The sequence below is a fragment of the Pseudomonas sp. HS6 genome (genome assembly GCF_023375815.1).
Lineage (GTDB): Bacteria > Pseudomonadota > Gammaproteobacteria > Pseudomonadales > Pseudomonadaceae > Aquipseudomonas.
The window spans coordinates 273,729-292,095 of record NZ_CP067412.1 but is presented as its reverse complement, the minus strand read 5'-3'; the positions used below and the strand labels follow the sequence as shown (position 1 = coordinate 292,095).

The 18,367-nt window shown below is 60.8% G+C and carries 18 protein-coding genes; 7 read left to right on the top strand and 11 right to left on the bottom strand.

The features are described 5' to 3' along the window. Positions 1–5 precede the first annotated feature (5 nt). Positions 6–476 carry a recombination regulator RecX gene (gene recX / locus JJN09_RS01435; protein WP_249485143.1) on the top strand — a complete coding sequence of 157 codons (471 nt, stop codon included), beginning with the start codon at positions 6–8 and terminating at the stop codon, positions 474–476. Between the two features lie 72 nt (positions 477–548). Here the strand turns inward: recX and JJN09_RS01430 are convergent, their stop codons facing one another. Further along, a complete protein-coding gene (locus JJN09_RS01430) occupies positions 549–1,667 on the bottom strand; it encodes a TIGR00730 family Rossman fold protein (protein WP_249485142.1) in 1,119 nt (372 codons plus the stop codon). Between the two features lie 353 nt (positions 1,668–2,020). Between JJN09_RS01430 and JJN09_RS01425 the strand changes: the two genes are divergently transcribed. Continuing rightward, a complete protein-coding gene (locus JJN09_RS01425; protein ID WP_096819566.1) occupies positions 2,021–2,215 on the top strand; it encodes a hypothetical protein in 195 nt (64 codons plus the stop codon). A 17-nt stretch (positions 2,216–2,232) separates the two neighbouring features. On the opposite strand, the gene JJN09_RS01420 is transcribed toward JJN09_RS01425, so the two are convergent. Further along, positions 2,233–2,658: a PA3611 family quorum-sensing-regulated virulence factor gene (locus JJN09_RS01420; protein WP_096819565.1), complete on the bottom strand. Its 426-nt coding sequence runs from the start codon at positions 2,656–2,658 to the stop codon at positions 2,233–2,235. 189 nt (positions 2,659–2,847) lie between these two features. Between JJN09_RS01420 and JJN09_RS01415 the strand changes: the two genes are divergently transcribed. The 3 genes from JJN09_RS01415 (at position 2,848) to JJN09_RS01405 (ending at position 4,909) form a co-directional block, all read left to right on the top strand. Further along, positions 2,848–3,591: a tRNA-uridine aminocarboxypropyltransferase gene (locus tag JJN09_RS01415; RefSeq protein WP_249485141.1), complete on the top strand. Its 744-nt coding sequence runs from the start codon at positions 2,848–2,850 to the stop codon at positions 3,589–3,591. Positions 3,592–3,820: 229 nt separating this feature from the next. Further along, a complete protein-coding gene (erdR, locus tag JJN09_RS01410) occupies positions 3,821–4,471 on the top strand; it encodes a response regulator transcription factor ErdR (RefSeq protein WP_085647827.1) in 651 nt (216 codons plus the stop codon). Between the two features lie 75 nt (positions 4,472–4,546). Further along, on the top strand, positions 4,547–4,909 hold the full coding sequence (locus JJN09_RS01405; RefSeq protein WP_003222276.1) for a diacylglycerol kinase: 363 nt from the start codon (positions 4,547–4,549) through the stop codon (positions 4,907–4,909). On the opposite strand, the gene JJN09_RS01400 is transcribed toward JJN09_RS01405, so the two are convergent. Continuing rightward, positions 4,906–5,832 carry a LysR family transcriptional regulator gene (locus tag JJN09_RS01400; RefSeq protein WP_249485140.1) on the bottom strand — a complete coding sequence of 309 codons (927 nt, stop codon included), beginning with the start codon at positions 5,830–5,832 and terminating at the stop codon, positions 4,906–4,908. The genes JJN09_RS01405 and JJN09_RS01400 overlap by 4 nt on opposite strands. A gap of 144 nt (positions 5,833–5,976) precedes the next feature. Between JJN09_RS01400 and fpr the strand changes: the two genes are divergently transcribed. Then, complete coding sequence (gene fpr / locus JJN09_RS01395) at positions 5,977–6,756, top strand: ferredoxin-NADP reductase (RefSeq protein ID WP_007908723.1); 780 nt, start codon at positions 5,977–5,979, stop codon at positions 6,754–6,756. 68 nt (positions 6,757–6,824) lie between these two features. Here fpr and tsaA read toward each other — a convergent pair whose 3' ends face one another. From tsaA to rimO, 6 genes are all read right to left on the bottom strand, one after another. Further along, positions 6,825–7,523: a tRNA (N6-threonylcarbamoyladenosine(37)-N6)-methyltransferase TrmO gene (gene tsaA, locus JJN09_RS01390; RefSeq protein WP_249485139.1), complete on the bottom strand. Its 699-nt coding sequence runs from the start codon at positions 7,521–7,523 to the stop codon at positions 6,825–6,827. Positions 7,524–7,708: 185 nt separating this feature from the next. Then, positions 7,709–8,479 carry an SDR family oxidoreductase gene (locus JJN09_RS01385; RefSeq protein ID WP_249485138.1) on the bottom strand — a complete coding sequence of 257 codons (771 nt, stop codon included), beginning with the start codon at positions 8,477–8,479 and terminating at the stop codon, positions 7,709–7,711. Between the two features lie 127 nt (positions 8,480–8,606). Continuing rightward, positions 8,607–9,074: a DUF1456 family protein gene (locus JJN09_RS01380; protein WP_249485137.1), complete on the bottom strand. Its 468-nt coding sequence runs from the start codon at positions 9,072–9,074 to the stop codon at positions 8,607–8,609. Between the two features lie 73 nt (positions 9,075–9,147). Next, positions 9,148–9,858 carry an rRNA pseudouridine synthase gene (locus tag JJN09_RS01375; protein ID WP_096819560.1) on the bottom strand — a complete coding sequence of 237 codons (711 nt, stop codon included), beginning with the start codon at positions 9,856–9,858 and terminating at the stop codon, positions 9,148–9,150. An 82-nt stretch (positions 9,859–9,940) separates the two neighbouring features. Further along, positions 9,941–10,414: a GNAT family N-acetyltransferase gene (locus tag JJN09_RS01370; RefSeq protein WP_166220962.1), complete on the bottom strand. Its 474-nt coding sequence runs from the start codon at positions 10,412–10,414 to the stop codon at positions 9,941–9,943. 112 nt (positions 10,415–10,526) lie between these two features. Beyond that, entirely contained in the window at positions 10,527–11,864 is a 1,338-nt protein-coding gene (gene rimO, locus JJN09_RS01365; protein WP_249485136.1) for a 30S ribosomal protein S12 methylthiotransferase RimO, read from the bottom strand. Between the two features lie 289 nt (positions 11,865–12,153). Here rimO and JJN09_RS01360 point away from each other — a divergent pair, with 289 nt between their 5' ends. Continuing rightward, positions 12,154–14,055, top strand: a complete 1,902-nt coding sequence (locus JJN09_RS01360) for a potassium transporter Kup (RefSeq protein ID WP_249485135.1) — start codon at positions 12,154–12,156, stop codon at positions 14,053–14,055. A gap of 261 nt (positions 14,056–14,316) precedes the next feature. Here the strand turns inward: JJN09_RS01360 and JJN09_RS01355 are convergent, their stop codons facing one another. Together JJN09_RS01355 and mprF are read right to left on the bottom strand one after the other, a co-directional pair. Next, complete coding sequence (locus tag JJN09_RS01355; protein ID WP_249485134.1) at positions 14,317–15,609, bottom strand: virulence factor family protein; 1,293 nt, start codon at positions 15,607–15,609, stop codon at positions 14,317–14,319. After that, positions 15,609–18,248: a bifunctional lysylphosphatidylglycerol flippase/synthetase MprF gene (gene mprF / locus JJN09_RS01350; protein ID WP_249485133.1), complete on the bottom strand. Its 2,640-nt coding sequence runs from the start codon at positions 18,246–18,248 to the stop codon at positions 15,609–15,611. The genes JJN09_RS01355 and mprF overlap by 1 nt, the downstream gene beginning before the upstream one ends. Positions 18,249–18,367 lie beyond the last annotated feature (119 nt).

Genomic DNA, 18,367 nt, shown 5'->3' with positions numbered 1-18,367 from the left:
CACCGATGACAACCGCCGTACTCGATACCCTCGTCGCGGTGCGGCGAACCTCAATGGACCTGCTCGCACGTCGCGAGCACGGTCGAGTCGAGCTGACGCGTAAACTGCGTCAGCGCGGCGCCCAACCCGAAATGATCGAAACAGCCCTCGACCGCTTGACGGAAGAAGGGCTGCTATCCGAAGCCCGTTATCTGGAAAGCTTTGTTTCTTACCGCGCCCGCTCAGGTTATGGCCCGTTACGGATTCGTGAGGAGCTCAGCCAGCGCGGCTTGCAGCGTGCCGATATCGAACTTGCCTTGCGCGAGAGCGGTATCAGCTGGCAGGAACAGCTCACAGACACGTGGCAACGGAAGTTCTCCGGACAGCTTCCCGTCGACGCCAAGGAGCGAGCCAGACAAGGCCGGTTTCTGGCGTATCGAGGGTTCTCGATGGAGATGATCAACCGCTTGTTCAGCGGCAGAGGGATGGACGATTAAATCGGCTCCAGCTTCAATCAAAAAATAAAAAAACGGCCCGCTATTTCGATAGCGGGCCGTTTTTTTTTGCCTTCAGATTACCTTCGACGGTTCGCGGTTGTGCTGCGCCGTTTGGGGTCTGGACTGGGCCCAGTTTTCCGGCAGGTTGATGAAGTCCACCAGCTCGCGCAGGCGCCCGTGATCCCGGGCGTTGAAGGCGAAGGCCAGTCGTGCCAAGTGGCTGAACCGGGCCTCGTCATGTTCCTCGCCGCTGTAGGCGTGTTGATGGAACCTGTCGCTCAGGCACAGATCGGCGAAGGCTTCCTGCATGTGATCGAGTGCCTGATCGCTGAGCTTGTGGTTCATCCGAATCACGAATTGACGCTTGAGCCAGCGGCTGGAGTGGAAGTTGCTGTAGAACTGATTGATCTGCTGCACCGCCTCTTCAACGCTGTAGACCAGGCGCATCAGCTTCAGATCGGTTGGCAGGATGTAGCGGTTCTCCTCCAGTTGTTGGCGGATGAAATCCAGCGCCCCTTGCCAGAACGTGCCGCCCGGCGCGTCCAGCAGTACCACTGGCACCAGCGGGCTCTTGCCGGTCTGGATCAGGGTCAGGACTTCCAGCGCTTCGTCCAGCGTGCCGAAGCCGCCGGGGCACAGCACCAGTGCATCGGCTTCCTTGACGAAGAACAGTTTGCGCGTGAAAAAAAAGTGGAAGGGCAGCAGGTTCCCGGTGCCGTCCACGGTAGGGTTGGCATGCTGTTCGAAGGGCAGGGTGATGTTGAACCCCAGGCTGTGATCGCGGCCGGCCCCTTCATGCGCGGCGGCCATGATTCCACCACCGGCACCGGTGATGACCATCATGTCTGATCTGGCCAGGGCTGCGCCCAGTTCACGGGCCATGGCGTACAGCGGATGCTCGACCGGAGTGCGCGCCGAACCGAATACGGTGACCTTGCGCCGGCCCTTGAACTGCTCCAGCGTTCGAAACGCCTGCTCCAGTTCACGCAGGGCTTGTAGGGTGATCTTGGCGTTCCAGCGATTGTGGTCTTCCTGGGCCATGCGCAGCACGGTCAGGATCATGTCGCGGTAGATGGGGATGTTCGGACTGTTAGGGGAAACCAGGTTGAGTTGTTCTTCGACCTTGCCGGTGAGGTCGTGGCCGCTTTCCTGAAAATGACGGCTGAGCAGGTCATTCGGTTGGTAAGGCATGCAACTTCTCCTTCTGCACAGAGCCTTCGGCCCTGACGTGCGGCGTCAGTGCCGCGCTGCAAGAAAACAAATAGCCGGCAGCTCCTTTCCTGCCGTTAATAAATTGATCGGGAATACTTTGAATCTAGACCCTCAAAGCATTTCTCGCTCATTGAGCATCGCGCCGCAAAGTCTTTCCTGGCAACTGCTTATTGTCGCTTTGCGAAGTGTTTTCACCGCTCGTCTGATGCCACGTCGAGGGCTGAATGCTCTGATTTACTAAGTTAAAGGCGCCGTACGACAACTTTGCGTCAAAGACCGTACGCAAGGTGCACGCTCTTCAAGGATTTGTGGATGGCAAGGAGGCGGGACACATGACCAGAGTCATTCTGGAGATCGATACACAGCTGTATCGAATGTTGAAAGCATCGGCCGAGACCAATCATGTGAGTCTCGAAGAGGAGTGCTGCCGGCGCTTGTCGGGAGGGGATCGCCGTTCGCGTTATCTGCAGGCCTTGTTGGCCGAACTGCGCGCCGAGGATGAACAGCGGCGCGCCAATTCCAGATAGTTACTTTTTCCGGATAGTTACTTTTTCTTCGCCGGGGCGGCTTTCGGGCAATCCGATTCCTGATAGCTGGCGGAGCCGATGGCCTTGTTGGTCTTCACTTCGCTGAAGTCGTAACGCATCACGGCACCCTTGGCCATCAGCTTGCGGTACGACGGGTTGTTGCAGACCGAAGCGCCCAACTGGAAATAAACGGCTTTGGGATCGGCGCGCATTTTGTCGGCATGGCTTGCCTGCACGCTCAGGTGATTGATCAGCGTGGTGCCTTCGACGGTGTAGCCCTGATCGAGAATGTCTTCGTTGATCGCTCGTGGCGTACCGGCACTGCTTTGAGCGGCGACGTTTTGCAGTTCCTTGTTCAGGTTCTGCTCTTTCAGGGACGCAGCCTGTGCGCTGAAGGACAACGCCAGCGCAATGGCCGCGGTAGGAACGATAAGGCGCAGCATGAAACTCTCCTGATTCAGTGACTGGTGGTTCGACCAGCCCCGTGGCTGTGCGTTCAGTGGCGGCGAATTATAGGGGAGCCGGTCGGGAGGGTACAGGCTTGTGCCCGTCGCTCTGATAAACTGCCGGCCTTTATTGCCTTGCCGAGAGTTGTTCGTGTCGAGTTTTCCTGTCAGTCGGCGTCGCCCGCAATGAACCATGCCCCCAACGCCGTGGCCCGCCTGCGCGATCAGCGCGAGGATGAGGGCATCAAGCCGATTCAGGCCCGTGGTTTTCGCTCCGAGCGTTGCCGTGACTGTCGGGTGATCATCAGCCATTGCCTGTGCGCCTGGCGCCCGACTGTCGACACTCGCTCCGGTGTCTGCCTGATCATGACCGGCAAGGAAGTGTTCAAGCCAAGCAACACCGGCTGGTTGATCGCCGACATCGTGCGGGACAATCACGCTTTCATCTGGTCGCGGACCGAACCGGACGAACAACTGCTGGCGCTGCTGAACGACCCGCAATGGCAACCATATCTCGTGTTCCCCGGCGAGTACGTCGAACCTTCGCGGGTGACCAACACCGTGGATCTCGATACCAGCAAGCGCCCGCTGTTTATCCTGCTGGACGCAACCTGGACCGAGGCGCGCAAGATCTTCCGCAAAAGCCCGTACTTCGACCGCTTGCCGATCCTAAGTCTGTTGCCCGACAAACTGTCGCGTTATCGCCTGCGCCGTTCGACCCGCAGCGAGCACTTGTGCACCGCCGAAGTGGCGGCGCTGTGCCTGGAACTGGCGGGCGATACGGATGGCGCCTCGGCGCTGGACGCCTATTTCGATGTGTTCAGCCAGCATTACCTGGGCGCCAAACAGCAGCTTGATGTGAACGTGTCGACGCCGGCCCATGTCGAGTTGCTGCCATTCATTCAAAACGCGCAACCGGTCGCCGTCTGATACTGGCCCATACTGCTAAAGCAGTGGCCGTGTTGCTTGACCACCCCGGCTTCGCTGGGCATGCTTGGCGCCGATTGGGGTGCGGCCAAGGTTTGAAACGCCGTTTTTGTCCGTGATTGGCGTTGAACGTGCCCCTGTGGATGCCGCTGCAAAAGCGCCGGCATCTTGAGTTGCTTTGGTGAGACTCGAATGCATCGGGTCTGCCATCAAAAACAGGATCATTTGAAAAATGGCCACATACGACATCCTGATTGCCGATGATCACCCACTTTTTCGTAGCGCACTGCATCAAGCGGTGACGATGGGCCTTGGCCCGGATGTGCGAATGGTGGAAGTGGCGAGCATTGCCGAACTGGAAGCCCGCCTGACCGAAAAGGCCGACTGGGATCTGGTGCTGCTGGACCTGAACATGCCGGGCGCTTTTGGATTTTCCGGGCTGGTGATGTTGCGCGGGCAGTACCCGCAGATTCCGGTGGTGATGGTTTCGGCGCAGGAAGAAGCTTCGGTGATGGTCAAGTCGCGGGAGTTCGGCGCCAGTGGTTTCATTCCCAAGTCGAGCGACTTGAGCGTGATTCAGGAAGCGGTGCGCAAAGTACTGGACGGCGATGTATTCTGGCCGCCACAGGCGTTCGAAGCCGTCAGCGTCTCCGACGAAGCCAAAGCTGCCAGCGACGGCCTGGCAAGCCTGACGCCTCAGCAGTTCCGGGTGTTGACCATGGTCTGCGAAGGCCTGCTCAACAAGCAGATCGCCTATGAGTTGAGCGTGTCGGAAGCGACCATCAAGGCCCACGTCACGGCGATCTTTCGCAAGCTGAACGTGCGGACCCGGACTCAGGCGGCTTTACTCTTGCAACAACTTGAGTCAATTCCGAGCCAGTAATAGCTGGCGTCTTCACGCTTTTTTGACTTTCGTTGATCTAGCTTCCCCACTTCTTTTTGGTCGGTTATCTATTTTATGTCACCTTTCAAGGGCCAGACGGGCCTGAAACGCATCCTCAACGCTTCCGGTTACTCGCTGGACGGTTTGCGCGCAGCCTTCACCGGCGAAGCGGCGTTCCGCCAGCTGGTGCTACTTAACGTGGTGCTGATTCCACTGACGTTCTTCCTGAATGTCAGCCGTGTCGAGCAGGCGTTGCTGATCGCTGTGTGCCTGCTGGCGCTGATCGTCGAGCTGCTGAACTCTGCGGTGGAGGCGGCCATCGACCGCATTTCCCTGGAGCTGCACCCACTGTCCAAGAACGCCAAGGACATGGGCAGCGCCGCGCAATTCGTGGCACTGAGCATGATTGCCCTGGTGTGGGCGGTGATTCTGCTTTAAGCGATCGTCGGCAAGACGATCTCGTCGCTGCGCTGGACCCCGGCGGTGAAGGCGCGGCACAGCTCGAGAAACTCGCGCATGGCGGAGGTCTGGTACTTCTGTTTGTGCCAGATAAAGTAGAACTGCCGCGCCAGATCCAGATCCGGCGTCTCTACCGGCACCAGACTGCCGCGCCGGAAGGCGTCACGCAGCGCCAGGCGCGAAATGCAGCCAATCCCCAGACCTGATTCCACGGCGCGCTTGATCGCTTCCGTGTGTTCCAGTTCCAGACGAATGTTCAGCGCACTGCGATGGTGGCGCATGGCCTGATCGAAGGTCAGGCGAGTACCGGAGCCTTGTTCACGCAGAATCCACGCTTCATGCGTCAACTCTTCCATGGTGGCGCTGCCGCGTTTGGCCAACGGGTGCTGCGGGGCGCAGAACACCACCAGTTCATCTTCGACCCAGCTTTGCACTTCGATGTCCGGGTGGCTGCAATCACCTTCGATTAGACCCAGATCAATTTCGTAATGCGCCACTTGTTGCACGATATTGGCAGTGTTCTGCACGTGCAGCTTCACTTGGCTTTCCGGGTGACGCTGCATGAAACCGCCGATCAGCAGGGTCGCCAGGTAATTGCCGATGGTCAGGGTTGCGCCCACCGACAGCGAGCCGAAACCGGATTTGCCGTTGAGCAGATCCTCGATTTCCTTGGCCTGATCGAGCAGGGCCACCGCTTGCGGCAATAATTGTTTGCCGAGGGCGTTGAGGCTCAGGCGTTTGCCGGCGCGGTCGAACAACTGGCAGCTGGATTGGCGCTCCAGTTCGGTGATGGACGTGCTGGCGGCCGATTGCGACAGGTTGAGCAGACCCGCAGCACGGGACACACTTTCCTGCTGGGCGACGGCGACGAAGACTTGCAGTTGACGAAGAGTAAATCGCATATCGATATAACCGATAACCCTTATCTTAATAATCCAGTTAACAGATATTGTCGGCGCTATTAGAATGCGATGCAATTGCGCACCGTCGGCATTCTTCATGACCAGCCGGGCAAGCGCAGATCAATCTCCAGGAGTCCCACGTACATGAGCAACATGAACCACGAGCGTGTCCTCAGTGTTCATCACTGGAACGACACTCTGTTCAGCTTCAAGTGCACCCGCGATCCGGGCCTGCGCTTCGAGAACGGTCAGTTCGTGATGATCGGCCTGCAACAGCCCAACGGCCGCCCGCTTATGCGCGCATACTCGATCGCCAGCCCGAACTGGGAAGAGCATCTCGAGTTCTTCAGCATCAAGGTGCAGGACGGTCCGCTGACCTCCCAGCTGCAGCACTTGAAGGAAGGCGACGAGATCATCATCTCGAAGAAGCCGACCGGCACCTTGGTGCTGGATGACCTGAACCCGGGCAAGCATTTGTACCTGCTGAGCACCGGCACCGGTCTGGCGCCGTTCATGAGCGTGATCCAGGACCCTGAAACCTACGAGCGCTTCGAGAAAGTGATCCTGGTTCACGGTGTTCGTTACGTCAACGAAGTCGCCTACCGCGAGTTCATCACCGAGCATCTGCCGCAGAACGAGTTCTTCGGCGAGGCGCTGCGTGACAAGCTGATCTACTACCCGACCGTAACCCGCGAACCGTTCGAGAATCAGGGTCGTCTGACCGACCTGATGCGCAGCGGCAAGCTGTTCAGCGACATCGGCCTGCCACCGATCAACCCGCAGGACGACCGCGCGATGATCTGCGGCAGCCCGAGCATGCTCGACGAGACCAGCGAAGTGCTCGACAGCTTCGGCCTGAAGATCTCGGCGCGTATGCGCGAGCCGGGTGATTACCTGATCGAGCGCGCATTCGTCGAGAAGTAATCCCGACGATGCCAAAGAAAAGCCCGCGTTGCCTGAGAAGGCAGCGCGGGCTTTTTCGTTTCCGGGGTTCACGCCTCGGCGGGGATGACTTCCAGGACGCGGATCTGCTCCGGCGTCGGATAGTGCCAGCGCACATCCAGATCCCAGAACTGCGCGCCGTATTCGCGCTCTGGCGCGGGCGTCTGGTACGCCGGACGCGGATCCTGGGCCAGGCATTGCTCGATCAGCTCGACCAACGGCTCGGCAAGGCGCTGAGCGTGCGTGTGCGCCTGTAGCAGCGCCGTGTCCGCCCACCGCACGTCGATCAGTTGCGGCGCAGCACTGGCGATACTGTTGGAGGCGTCAGTGATGATGTCGGCGTAAGGCACGTAGGGTTTGATGTCGAGAATCGGCGTGCCGTCCAGCAGGTCAATGCCGGAGATGAACAGGCGATTGGCCTCGACCTTGTCCAGTTTCACCACCGACTGGCCGATGCCGTTCGGCCGGTGAGTGGCGCGGGTAGCGAACACGCCCATGGACTTGTTGCCACCGAGACGGGGAGGGCGGACTTTGAGGCGTGGCTTTTCTTCCAGCGCCTGATGGAACACGAACAGCAGCCAGACGTGACTGACCTGCTCCAGTCCCTGCACGGCATCGCCCTGATCGAACGGTGCCACCAGTTCCAGCACGCCACGGGCAGCGGGGGCCAGTTGCGGCTGGCGCGGGATGGCGAACTTCTCCTTGAAGCAGGAGCGGACGAAGCCGATGGGGGAGACGCTGTAAGTCATGGTCTTGGGTCAGGGCAGGAAACAGGGCGGGCATGATAACCCGGCAGGCTTCAAGACTGGTGGTAGCAGGGCTTTCGCAATCGCCGGCAAGCCGGCTCCCACAGGGTTCGCGGGAGTTCGCATCATGTGTGTACACCACAAGACCTGTGGGAGCTGGCTTGCCAGCGATAGCCGCACCGACGATGTCAGAGGCTGAACCCACCATCCAGCGGAATGATATTCCCGGTCATGTAGGCCCCGGCGGTACTCGCCAGGCTGATCGCCAGCGCCGCCATTTCCTCTTCGCGGCCCCAGCGTTTCATCGGGATCAGCGCGGTGTCTTCGGCCAATGCCTGCTGATCACTGCCGATGTGTTGGGTCATCTTGCTCGGGAAGCGCCCCGGCGCGATGACGTTGACATTGATGTGCTGGCTCACCAGTTCCCGGGCGAGGATTCGTGACAGTTGATGCAGGGCCGCTTTGCTCGGCCCGTAGGCGTAGGCCTGTTCGCCGAAAGATGAAATCCCCGCCACTGAACCGATGTTGATGATCCGCGCGGGATTCGCCGCCGAGCCAGCCTTGCGCAGCAGTGGCAGGAATTGCTGGATGCAACTGAATACCGAGGTCACGTTGAGCTGCATCACTTTTTCCCAACCCTTGACCGGGTAGCTCTCCAGTGGCGCCCCCCACGTGGTGCCGGCGTTGTTCACCAGAATGTCCAGATGGGTGATCTGCTCGCCCAGTCGCTCGGCCAGCTCCTTTACGCCGTCTTCAGTCGCCAGATTCGCCGCCACCCCATGACAAGTGCCCAGGTTACTGAGTTCTTCAGCGGTCTGGTGACAGGCTTCTGCGTCCCGCGAGCAGACGTACACGCGGGCGCCTGCCTCGACAAACGCTTTGGCGATCATTTTGCCGATACCACGGGTGCCGCCGGTCACCAGTGCGGTGCGGCCTTGCAGGGAGAAATACGGGTGCATGGCGAATCCTGAGGGCTAGGGTTCAGTACACCCTAGTCGCCGGCCGCGAAAAGCGGAGCCACTATTTTTGGAAGGAATGGAGGGGCATGCATGAAAACGGCGACCGAAGTCGCCGTTCTCGGAGGGATCAGCCGCGAACGCGCAGGGTCAGACCCTTGAGGAAATTGCGCAGCAACTGGTCGCCGCACGGACGGTAGTTGGTGTGGCCGACCTTGCGGAACAGCGCGCTCAACTCAGGCTTGGACACCGGGAACTCGGCGGCCTTGAGGATCGCGTGCATGTCGTCTTCCTTCAGTTCGAAGGCCACGCGCAGCTTTTTCAGGATGATGTTGTTGGTTACCGGCACTTCGATCGGCTGCGGCGGACGGCTTTCGTCCTTGCCGCGCTTGAACACCACCAGGCCATCGAGGAAGTGCGCGATGACGTCGTCCGGACAGCGCACGAAACCTTCTTCGTCTTCTTCCTTCTTGTCGAGCCAGGTCACCACGTCGGCGAGGGTTACGTCCAGACCGCCGAGTTTGATGATCTCGACGACTTTCTTGTCGCTGATGTCGAGCATGTAGCGCACGCTGCGCAATACGTCGTTATGAACCATGTTTGCAATCCTGATCGTTCGCTGTGGGCACCGCGCAGACGCGATGCCGGAATGTATGGCGGCAACAGAGGCCTTAGAACTTCTCTTTGCCGGACAGGTAGCGCCATTGGCCGGCCGGCACCTTGCCGATCGATACGCCGCCGATGCGGATGCGGCGGATGCCGACGACCTTCAGCCCGACCGCTTCACAGAACTGGGCGATGATCCCCGGCTGCGGATTTTTCATGGCGAAGCGCAGGCGGTTTTCGTTCTGCCAGCTGGCCTTGACCGGCGGCAGCTCCTTGCCCTTGTGGGTAAGGCCGTGCTGCAGGCGATTGAGGCCGTGGGCGACCATGTCGCCTTCGACTTCGACCACGTATTCCTGCTCGATCTTGGCCGCATCGGCAGTGAGCTTGCGCAGCACCTTCCAGTCCTGGGTGAACACCAGCAGGCCGCTGGCCTTGGGTTGCAGGTCGGCGCTGGCGGTCAGACGCAGGAAGTGCCCGCGCAGTGGACGCTTGCCGTAGCGGTGCTCTTCGCTGAGGGTCTCGGCGTTCAGCGACTGCATGGCAGTGTCGATGTCCATGCCCGCCGGTACGTTGAGCAGAATGGTCACCGGCTCCGGTGCGGTGGCCTTGGCGTCCTTGTCGAGCTCGACTTTCTGGTCGCCGACCTTGAACTGCGGCTCGTCGATGACTTCGCCGTCCACGGTGACCCAGCCGCCCTCGATGAACAGCTCGGCCTCCCGGCGGGAGCAACCGACCAGTTCGATGAGGCGTTTGGAGAGGCGAATCGGGTCAGTCATGACAGGGCCGTAACAAAAAAGGGGTGGGCATTGTACCTGCCTGGCGCCGGTTAATCGCGATTGCATTTGTACGCTGTGGCTTTTAGCCGCGTACGGCGCGCTGTTCCGGCTGTTTCAGACGCATGTGCAGCAACGGATAAGGCTGGCCCATGCCGTCGACTTCCGACCGGCCGATCACTTCGAACCCCTGCTTGAAGTAGAAACCCAGGGCCTGCGGGTTCTGTTCGTTGACGTCCAGTTCATCGGCGTTCAAGTGCTGCATCGCATAATTGAGCAGCTTCTTGCCCAGCCCTTGGCCACGATGTTCGGGGTCAATGAAGAGCATTTCGATCTTGCCTGCCGCTACGCCGGCAAACCCGGTGATGCGTTGTTCGCGATCCTTGGTGCAAATCAACATCACTGCATCGAGGTAGCGGGTGAGCACCAGATTGCGCAGCAGCTCGATGTAACTGTCCGGCAGAAAATCATGGGTCGCGCGGACCGAGGCCTCCCAGACCCGGGTCAGTTCCTGGTAATCGCTGAGTTTCGGCGTGTGGATGACCGAATGGTGACGCATGCCCGTTAGCCTCTTTGTCATGAATGAGGGGAGTCCTTCCCCCCACAAACGATAGCCGTAAAAAAGCCCCGCATCTCGTAAAACAGAGCGGGGCTTTTCGTATTTTTCGCGTTTAGATCTGTTCGGCCCAGAGGTCGTATTCGTCGGCGTCGGTCACCTTGCACCAGACCTTGTCGCCCGGCTTGAGGTTGCTGCCGTTGTCGATGAATACGTTGCCGTCGATTTCCGGGGCATCGAAGAAGCAGCGGCCGACCGCGCCTTGCTCGTCGACTTCGTCCACCAGCACTTCGATTTCACGGCCGATGCGCATTTGCAGGCGTGCCGAGCTGATTTCCTGCTGGTGCGCCATGAAGCGATCCCAGCGATCCTGCTTGACGTCGTCCGGGACGATGTCGAGGTTCAGGTCATTGGCCGGCGCGCCTTCGACTGGCGAGTACTGGAAGCAGCCGACGCGGTCGAGCTGGGCTTCGGTCAGCCAGTCCAACAGGTACTGGAAGTCTTCTTCGGTTTCGCCCGGGAAGCCGACGATGAAGGTCGAACGGATGATCAGGTCCGGGCAGATTTCGCGCCAGTTCTTGATCCGCGCCAGGGTCTTGTCTTCGAACGCCGGGCGTTTCATCGACTTCAGGACTTTCGGGCTGGCGTGCTGGAACGGGATGTCCAGGTACGGCAGGATCTTGCCGGCGGCCATCAGCGGGATCAGCTCGTCGACGTGCGGGTACGGGTAAACGTAGTGCAGACGGACCCAGACGCCGAGGGTGCTCAGCGCTTCGCACAGTTCGGTCATGCGGGTTTTCACCGGCGCGCCGTTCCAGAAACCGGTGCGGTACTTGACGTCAACGCCGTAGGCGCTGGTGTCCTGGGAAATCACCAGCAGCTCTTTGACGCCGGATTTGACCAGACGCTGGGCTTCGTCAAGCACGTCGCCGACCGGGCGGCTGACCAGTTTGCCGCGCATCGACGGGATGATGCAGAAGCTGCAACTGTGGTTACAGCCTTCGGAAATCTTCAGGTACGCGTAGTGGCGCGGGGTCAGCTTGATGCCTTGTGGCGGCACCAGGTCGATCAGCGGGTTGTGATCCTGACGTGGCGGCACGACTTCGTGCACGGCGTTGACCACTTGCTCGTACTGCTGCGGACCGGTGACGGCCAGTACGCTCGGATGCACGTCACGGATGTTGCCTTCTTCCACGCCCATGCAGCCGGTCACGATGACCTTGCCGTTTTCCTTGATCGCCTCGCCGATGACTTCCAGCGATTCGGCCTTGGCCGAGTCGATGAAACCACAGGTGTTGACCACGACCACGTCGGCGTCCTGATAGGTGGACACCACGTCATAGCCTTCCATGCGCAGCTGGGTCAGGATGCGCTCGGAGTCGACCAGTGCTTTCGGGCAACCCAGAGATACGAAGCCAACCTTTGGATTGGCCGGCGCAGGAGTGGTGGACATGTCTAACCTCGGTGTTTTGTGACATCGATCGCCTGGCTCGGGAATCGATGGATGGGCGCTTGAACTGCGCCTCTGATCAAAAAGTGCGCAATTCTAGCGGCGAGCAGCGCACTTGACCAGCTTTATGCAGGGAAATGCGACGAGTGCTGCGCTATGCTTCGCGCCAAGACGCTTTACCAATTTTTTACAGTCAACAAAACGACTGTAACAACAGGTAAAACAGCGCATGCTGCATCAAAAAGCATAGTGCTTCGTTCAAAGAAGCCGGTCTGGAAATCAGGAGTGTTGGATGGGTCAGGCAAGTAGTCACGCGGCAGGCACCGAGCATTCGGCAGCGAAACCGCTGAGCATGCTGGTCGCGGCGGTCGGGGTAGTTTACGGCGACATCGGCACGAGCCCGTTGTACACCCTCAAAGAAGTGTTTTCCGGCGGTTACGGCGTGCCCGTCAACCACGACGGGGTGCTGGGCATTCTGTCGCTGATCTTCTGGTCGCTGATCTGGGTCGTATCGATCAAGTACATGATGTTCGTCCTGCGCGCCGACAACCAGGGCGAAGGCGGGATCATGGCACTGACCGCACTGGCGCGGCGGGCAGCGGGGGAGCGCAGGAAGTTGCGTTCGCTGCTGGTGGTCTGTGGCTTGATCGGCGCGGCGCTGTTCTACGGCGACAGCATGATCACCCCGGCGATCTCCGTACTCTCGGCCATCGAAGGTCTGGGTCTGGCGTTTGACGGGATCGACCATTGGGTCGTGCCATTGTCGCTGGTGGTGCTGGTGGGCCTGTTCCTGATCCAGCGTCACGGCACAGCGCGGATCGGCATTCTCTTCGGGCCGATCATGGTCACCTGGTTCCTGGTGCTCGGCGCCCTCGGCGTGTACGGCATCAGCCATTCCCCGGAAGTACTGAAGGCACTGAACCCGATCTGGGCCGTGCGCTTCTTCATGGTGCATGCCGGCATGGGCGTGGCGATCCTCGGCGCCGTGGTGCTGGCGCTGACCGGTGCCGAAGCGCTGTACGCTGACATGGGCCACTTCGGTCGCAAGCCGATTGCCCGGGCGTGGTTTCTGCTGGTGCTGCCGGCACTGGTGCTCAACTACTTCGGTCAGGGCGCCTTGCTGCTGGACAATCCGGAAGCGGCGCGCAACCCGTTCTATCTGCTGGCGCCGAGTTGGGCGTTGATTCCGCTGGTCGGCCTGTCGACCATGGCCACGGTGATCGCGTCCCAAGCGGTAATCTCCGGCGCGTTCTCCCTGACCCGTCAGGCGATTCAGCTCGGTTACATTCCACGCATGTACATCCAGCACACCTCCAGTGATGAGCAGGGCCAGATCTACATCGGTGCCGTGAACTGGTCGCTGATGGTCGGTGTTGTCTTGCTGGTGATCGGTTTCGAATCTTCCGGCGCCCTGGCCTCGGCCTACGGCGTGGCCGTGACCGGAACCATGCTGATGACCACGATTCTGGTGTCGGCGGTCATGCTGCTGCTGTGGAAGTGGCCACCGGTGCTGGCCGTGCCGGTGCTGATCGGCTTCCTGCTGGTGGACGGTCTGTACTTCGCCGCCAACGTGCCGAAGATCGTGCAGGGCGGCGCGTTCCCGGTGATCGCCGGTATCGCGCTGTTCGTGCTGATGACCACCTGGAAGCGCGGCAAGCAATTGCTGGTCGAGCGCCTGGACGAAGGCGCGCTGCCGCTGCCGATCTTCATCAGCAGCATCCGCGTCCAGCCACCGCATCGGGTTCAGGGCACTGCAGTGTTCCTCACCGCCCGCTCCGACGCCGTCCCGCATGCGCTGTTGCACAACCTGCTGCACAACCAGGTACTGCACGAGCAAGTGGTGCTGCTGACCGTGGTCTACGAAGACATCCCGCGTGTGCCGCCCGCACGTCGCTTTGAAGTGGATTCCTACGGCGAAGGCTTCTTCCGGGTGATCCTGCACTTCGGCTTCACCGACGAGCCGGACGTGCCGCAGGCGCTGAAACTGTGCCATCTGGACGACCTGGACTTCAGTCCGATGCGCACCACCTACTTCCTCAGCCGCGAAACGGTGATCGCCTCGAAACTCGAAGGCATGGCCCGCTGGCGTGAAGCGCTGTTCGCGTTCATGTTGAAGAATGCCAACGGGAACCTGCGGTTCTTCAATCTGCCGCTGAACCGGGTGATTGAGTTGGGGACGCAGGTGGAGATGTAGGCTCCGCCTTAATTGAAAAGCCCCCGTCGGCCTTGTGGCTGGCGGGGGCTTTTTTGTGTCTCTGCACTTATCAGAATCCAGTGGAGATCCCTGTGGGAGCGGGCTTGCCCGCGAATGCGGTGTATCAGTTTATAAATCAGTTGTCTGACCCACCGTCATCGCGGGCAAGCCCGACTCCCACAAGGATCTCTGGCGTTTGCTAGAACGAAAAAGCCCCCGCAACCCTAAGGCTGCGGGGGCTTTTCGTTGGAGCGCATCAGATCACTCTGCCGGCTGATCCTTGACCTGACGCTTCTCGATCAGATCCACCAACCGCTTGGCCAGCGCCGGGTAGTTCTCGTCGAAGTGGTGGCCGCCAGGCAGTTTCACCGCTTCGCCCACCGCCGTCTTGTCGGTGCAGCCGCTTTCATCCGTCTCTTCTTCGCCGTAGATGCACACGACCTTGGCCGGTGGCAGTTTGGCCATTTCCGGGCCGGTGGCGGCTTCTTTGCCGGCGTTGCCGAGCCAGCCTTCGACTTCGATTTCGAAGCTGCCGGTGCGGGCGAAGGCCAGCAGGATGATTGCGTCGATGCGTTGCTGCTCGGTGTCCGGCAGGCGGTTGTAGATCGCCGGCAGGACGTCGGCACCGAACGAGTAGCCGGTCAGGATGAAGCGTTTGGTGCCCCATTTCTGGCGGTAGTGCTGCATCAGTTCGGTCAGGTCCAGCGCGCTCTGTTCCGGGCTCTTGTGCTGCCAGTAGTAGCGCAGGGTGTCGATGCCGACGACCGGATAGCCGATCTTGGCCATCTCACCGGCCACGTCGCGGTCGAGGTCACGCCAGCCGCCGTCACCGGAGAGGAACAGGGTCACGGTGTCCTTGGCCTGGCCGGCCGGGACTTCCACGACCGGGATCTGCAGGCCGCCAGCGGCTTTGTCGCCACCGACGAGGATCTTGCGCAGTTCGTTGTTCAGCACTTGCGGCAGGTTGATGTCGTAGTCGCTGATGCTGGTTTCGGCGTTCGGTTGATCACGCACGAAACCGGCGCTGGTGTCATCCGGGTTGTCGTTCCAGGCCACCAGCCAGTGGCCGTGGGCGGCGGATTTCGGCAGCAGGTGGGTGCAGCCGCCTTTTTCCAGCGCCAGGTCGACCGACACGGCCTGGGCCTTGTCGTCTTTCTGTTCGGACAGCCAGCGCCAGGCCAGCACGGCGCCAGGGCCGATGCCGCTGACCAGGGTCGCCGGGCCGTTCAGCTCACGCAGGCCGCTTTGCAGCGCGCGGCTTTGCAGCAGACAGTCCTTGGGCAGAATCACCTGAACGATCTGCGCCGAGGCGCTGCGGCTCAGGGTGGTCAGCTGGTTGTCGGTGAGTTTCTTGTCGTCCTCGACCGCCACCAGCACCTGAGCCTTGGGCTTGGTGCCGGGGATGACCCGGGTCATGGCGATGCCATCAGTCGGGGTGAGCTGTTCGAGGGTCGGTTCCGGTGCCGGGCGTTTGAGGTACCAGTAACCGCCGCCGGCAATCACGGCCAGCACGATCAGTGCGGCCAGGATGTACTTCAGGGAGCGTTGAATCATCAGCGTTTCACCAATCCAGTCAAGCCGCCCGCGATCAGGGCAGCAGTATCGGCCAGTGCCACCAGCGGATCGAGTCCGGCGGGCACCGCCATATAACGGGGTTCCCAGTCAGGCTGGAACTTGTCTTTGAAGCGGCGCAAGCCTTGGAAGTTGTACAGCTGCTCACCACGGCGGAAAACCATCGAGCCCAGACGCTGGGTCAGCGGTGCACCACGCCGGGGTTGCAACCCCGACAACGGCACCATGCCCAGGCTGAAGCGCGCGTATCCGTGACTCTTATAGTGTTGAATCAGGCCGACCATCAGAAACTCCATGGTCAGCTTGGGGGCGTCCGGGTGCGAGCGCATCAGGTCGAGGCTGGCCAGGTCATGGCTGTAAGTCTCGAGCAGGTTGGCGAACGCCACCGGACGGCCTTCGAAGCGAATCACCGCGATGCGGAAATGCTTCAGGTAATCGTCGCTGAAACGGCCGAGGGAGAAGCCTTTCTCGCGCACGTTCTTGCCGGTCAGCCAGGCATCGGAAATCACCTTGAGCTCATCCATCGGCGCCTGGCCCGGCTCGTGGATCTCCAACGACAGGCCGTCGCGGGTGCCGCGGTTCCAGGTGTAGCGCAGGTCCTTCATCTCTTTGCCCTTGGCTTCCAGGTCAAAGCGATGCAGGTCGACCCGGGCTTCTTCGCCGAGCTTGATCGCGGTCAGGCCGATGTCCATGTAGTACGGCAGGTTCTCGGCGCGCACTTGATAGAACACGGGACGGGCGTGGTGGATGTCGCACAGGTCGCGGAACTGCCAGATCATTTCCGCCCGTTGTTGGCCGGGACCGATCGGGTCGTACAGCGCCACCAGACTGCGGCCACGACGGGCGTACATCAGGAAGGCTTCGTCGTTGGGGTGAAACAGCAACGCCTTATCACCGGTCAGGGCCAGGCCACCATCCGGTTGCGAGGAGGCCATCAGAATCTTCGTGGCGCGCTCCAGTTCGTCCGGGGTCGGCAGATGAATCACCGGGCGTGCGGTGCGCAGCAACCAGGTCAGGGCGATCACCAGCAACAGCACTGCGGCGCCGAGCAACGAACGCAGGCCGCGCGGAGCGTCGGCGTCGAGGGTGAACTGCCACCACAACTGATGGCTATACGGCACGTCCTGATAGGCGAACAGCAACAGCCAGGTCGAAGCACCGAGTACGCACAGGCTCGCCACCAGATACAGCGGCGAGAACGGCACTTCGGTCAGGCGACTAGGGCGATAGAAAGAACGACGGAACACCCCCAGCAGCGCCGCAGTAAGGGTCATCAGCGTAGCTTCTTCCCAGTCGAAACCCTTGAGCAGTGAGAGCAGGGCGCCTACCAGCAACAGAATGGTGGTCAGCATCCACGCCGCAGACAGTCGGCGACGCAAGCCCTGGGCGAGCATCAGGCACAGCACGCCGATCAGGCTGGCGCCGAAGTGCGAGGCATCGACCAGGCGATGGGGGATCAGGTAAGCGATGTGTTCCAGGCGGGTATCGATTTCAGGCGTCGCACCGGAAAACAAAAGCACCACACCGGACAGGAACACCAGCACCGCGAGGATCGGTGCCGCCAGACCGGAGGCAGCTCGCATGGTTTGCGTCTGGAACAGGCGCTGACCTTCGTTGATCAGCAGCAATACGCAGGCCACCAGCAATGGCAGTACCACGTAGATCATGCGATATAGCAGCAGGGCGGCGGCCAGTGGCGCAGCACCGAGCTTGTCGGCGAACGCCGCGAGCAGGATGGCTTCGAAGACGCCGACCCCACCCGGTACATGGCTGAGAACACCGGCAGCCAGGGCCAGCAGATACACCAGCAGGAACGCGCCGAATGGCGGGGCTTCCGGCAGCAGCAGATAGAGCACGGTGGCGGCAGCGGCCACGTCGAGAGCGGTGATGACCAGTTGCAGGAAGGTCAGGCGTCGACCCGGCAGGCGCAGGGTGCGGCGACCGACCTTGACCAGCAGGTTGTCACGCAAAGGCTGCTCCGGCAGGCGTCGACGGTAGATGCCGATGGCCAGAATCGCGCCGAGCAGCAGCACTGCCGAGGCAATCGTGGCCAGCAGACCCTCGGACAAGCCCAGCGCCTGGGAAGCGGCCGGCAGGTCACTCAGGGTCGCCAGCGCTGCCAGCGGCGGCAGGGCACAGCCCAGCGACAGGCTGGCGAACAGGGTCATGTGCGCCACTTCCGAAGCGCCCAGGCCAAGTCGTGCATATAAACGGTAACGCACCGAACCGCCGGACAGCATCGACAGGCCGATGGCGTTGCCGATCGCGAACGCCGTGAAGCCGCCGAGAGCAAGCGTGCGCGGCGGAATGGTCACGCCGGCATAGCGACTGGCCGACCATTCGTAGCCCAGCAGAATGATGAAGCCGACAACGGTCGCGCCGAAAGCGCCAAGCAGGGCGGGCTTCGGTACATCGAGAATCGAGTCGTGCAAGGCATAGAGGTCGAGTTCGCTGAGCAGATGGCGACAGGCAATCAGTGCGATAGCGAACAGCAGCAAAGTGACCGCCAGACCAATCGGCTGCCGGTATTTGCTGATTCGATCCAGCAGGCGCATGCGCTCAGGCTTGATCGGTGGATTCACGGTGAGGGTGTCTTGTGGATCAGACGAGTTGGCGCGCATCAATCACCTCTTGGATTGTGCGCGACAGGATGGGGGTATCCAGCCAAGTTACCAATCCCTGTAGAAAAAAATAATCACAAAATACTACGCCTCTCGTCGGGTATCGGCGAGGGCAGGTC

Coding starts and splice junctions, on each gene's coding strand:
- JJN09_RS01425 (WP_096819566.1), top strand. CDS start 2,021: ATGACCAGAGTCATTCTGGAGATCGATACACAGCTGTATCGAATGTTG.
- JJN09_RS01415 (WP_249485141.1), top strand. CDS start 2,848: ATGAACCATGCCCCCAACGCCGTGGCCCGCCTGCGCGATCAGCGCGAG.
- JJN09_RS01380 (WP_249485137.1), bottom strand. CDS start 9,074: ATGGTTCATAACGACGTATTGCGCAGCGTGCGCTACATGCTCGACATC.
- JJN09_RS01400 (WP_249485140.1), bottom strand. CDS start 5,832: ATGCGATTTACTCTTCGTCAACTGCAAGTCTTCGTCGCCGTCGCCCAG.
- JJN09_RS01360 (WP_249485135.1), top strand. CDS start 12,154: ATGGGTCAGGCAAGTAGTCACGCGGCAGGCACCGAGCATTCGGCAGCG.
- JJN09_RS01430 (WP_249485142.1), bottom strand. CDS start 1,667: ATGCCTTACCAACCGAATGACCTGCTCAGCCGTCATTTTCAGGAAAGC.
- JJN09_RS01420 (WP_096819565.1), bottom strand. CDS start 2,658: ATGCTGCGCCTTATCGTTCCTACCGCGGCCATTGCGCTGGCGTTGTCC.
- JJN09_RS01385 (WP_249485138.1), bottom strand. CDS start 8,479: ATGCACCCGTATTTCTCCCTGCAAGGCCGCACCGCACTGGTGACCGGC.
- erdR (WP_085647827.1), top strand. CDS start 3,821: ATGGCCACATACGACATCCTGATTGCCGATGATCACCCACTTTTTCGT.
- mprF (WP_249485133.1), bottom strand. CDS start 18,248: ATGCGCGCCAACTCGTCTGATCCACAAGACACCCTCACCGTGAATCCA.
- recX (WP_249485143.1), top strand. CDS start 6: ATGACAACCGCCGTACTCGATACCCTCGTCGCGGTGCGGCGAACCTCA.
- JJN09_RS01375 (WP_096819560.1), bottom strand. CDS start 9,858: ATGACTGACCCGATTCGCCTCTCCAAACGCCTCATCGAACTGGTCGGT.
- JJN09_RS01405 (WP_003222276.1), top strand. CDS start 4,547: ATGTCACCTTTCAAGGGCCAGACGGGCCTGAAACGCATCCTCAACGCT.
- rimO (WP_249485136.1), bottom strand. CDS start 11,864: ATGTCCACCACTCCTGCGCCGGCCAATCCAAAGGTTGGCTTCGTATCT.
- JJN09_RS01355 (WP_249485134.1), bottom strand. CDS start 15,609: ATGATTCAACGCTCCCTGAAGTACATCCTGGCCGCACTGATCGTGCTG.
- tsaA (WP_249485139.1), bottom strand. CDS start 7,523: ATGACTTACAGCGTCTCCCCCATCGGCTTCGTCCGCTCCTGCTTCAAG.
- JJN09_RS01370 (WP_166220962.1), bottom strand. CDS start 10,414: ATGCGTCACCATTCGGTCATCCACACGCCGAAACTCAGCGATTACCAG.
- fpr (WP_007908723.1), top strand. CDS start 5,977: ATGAGCAACATGAACCACGAGCGTGTCCTCAGTGTTCATCACTGGAAC.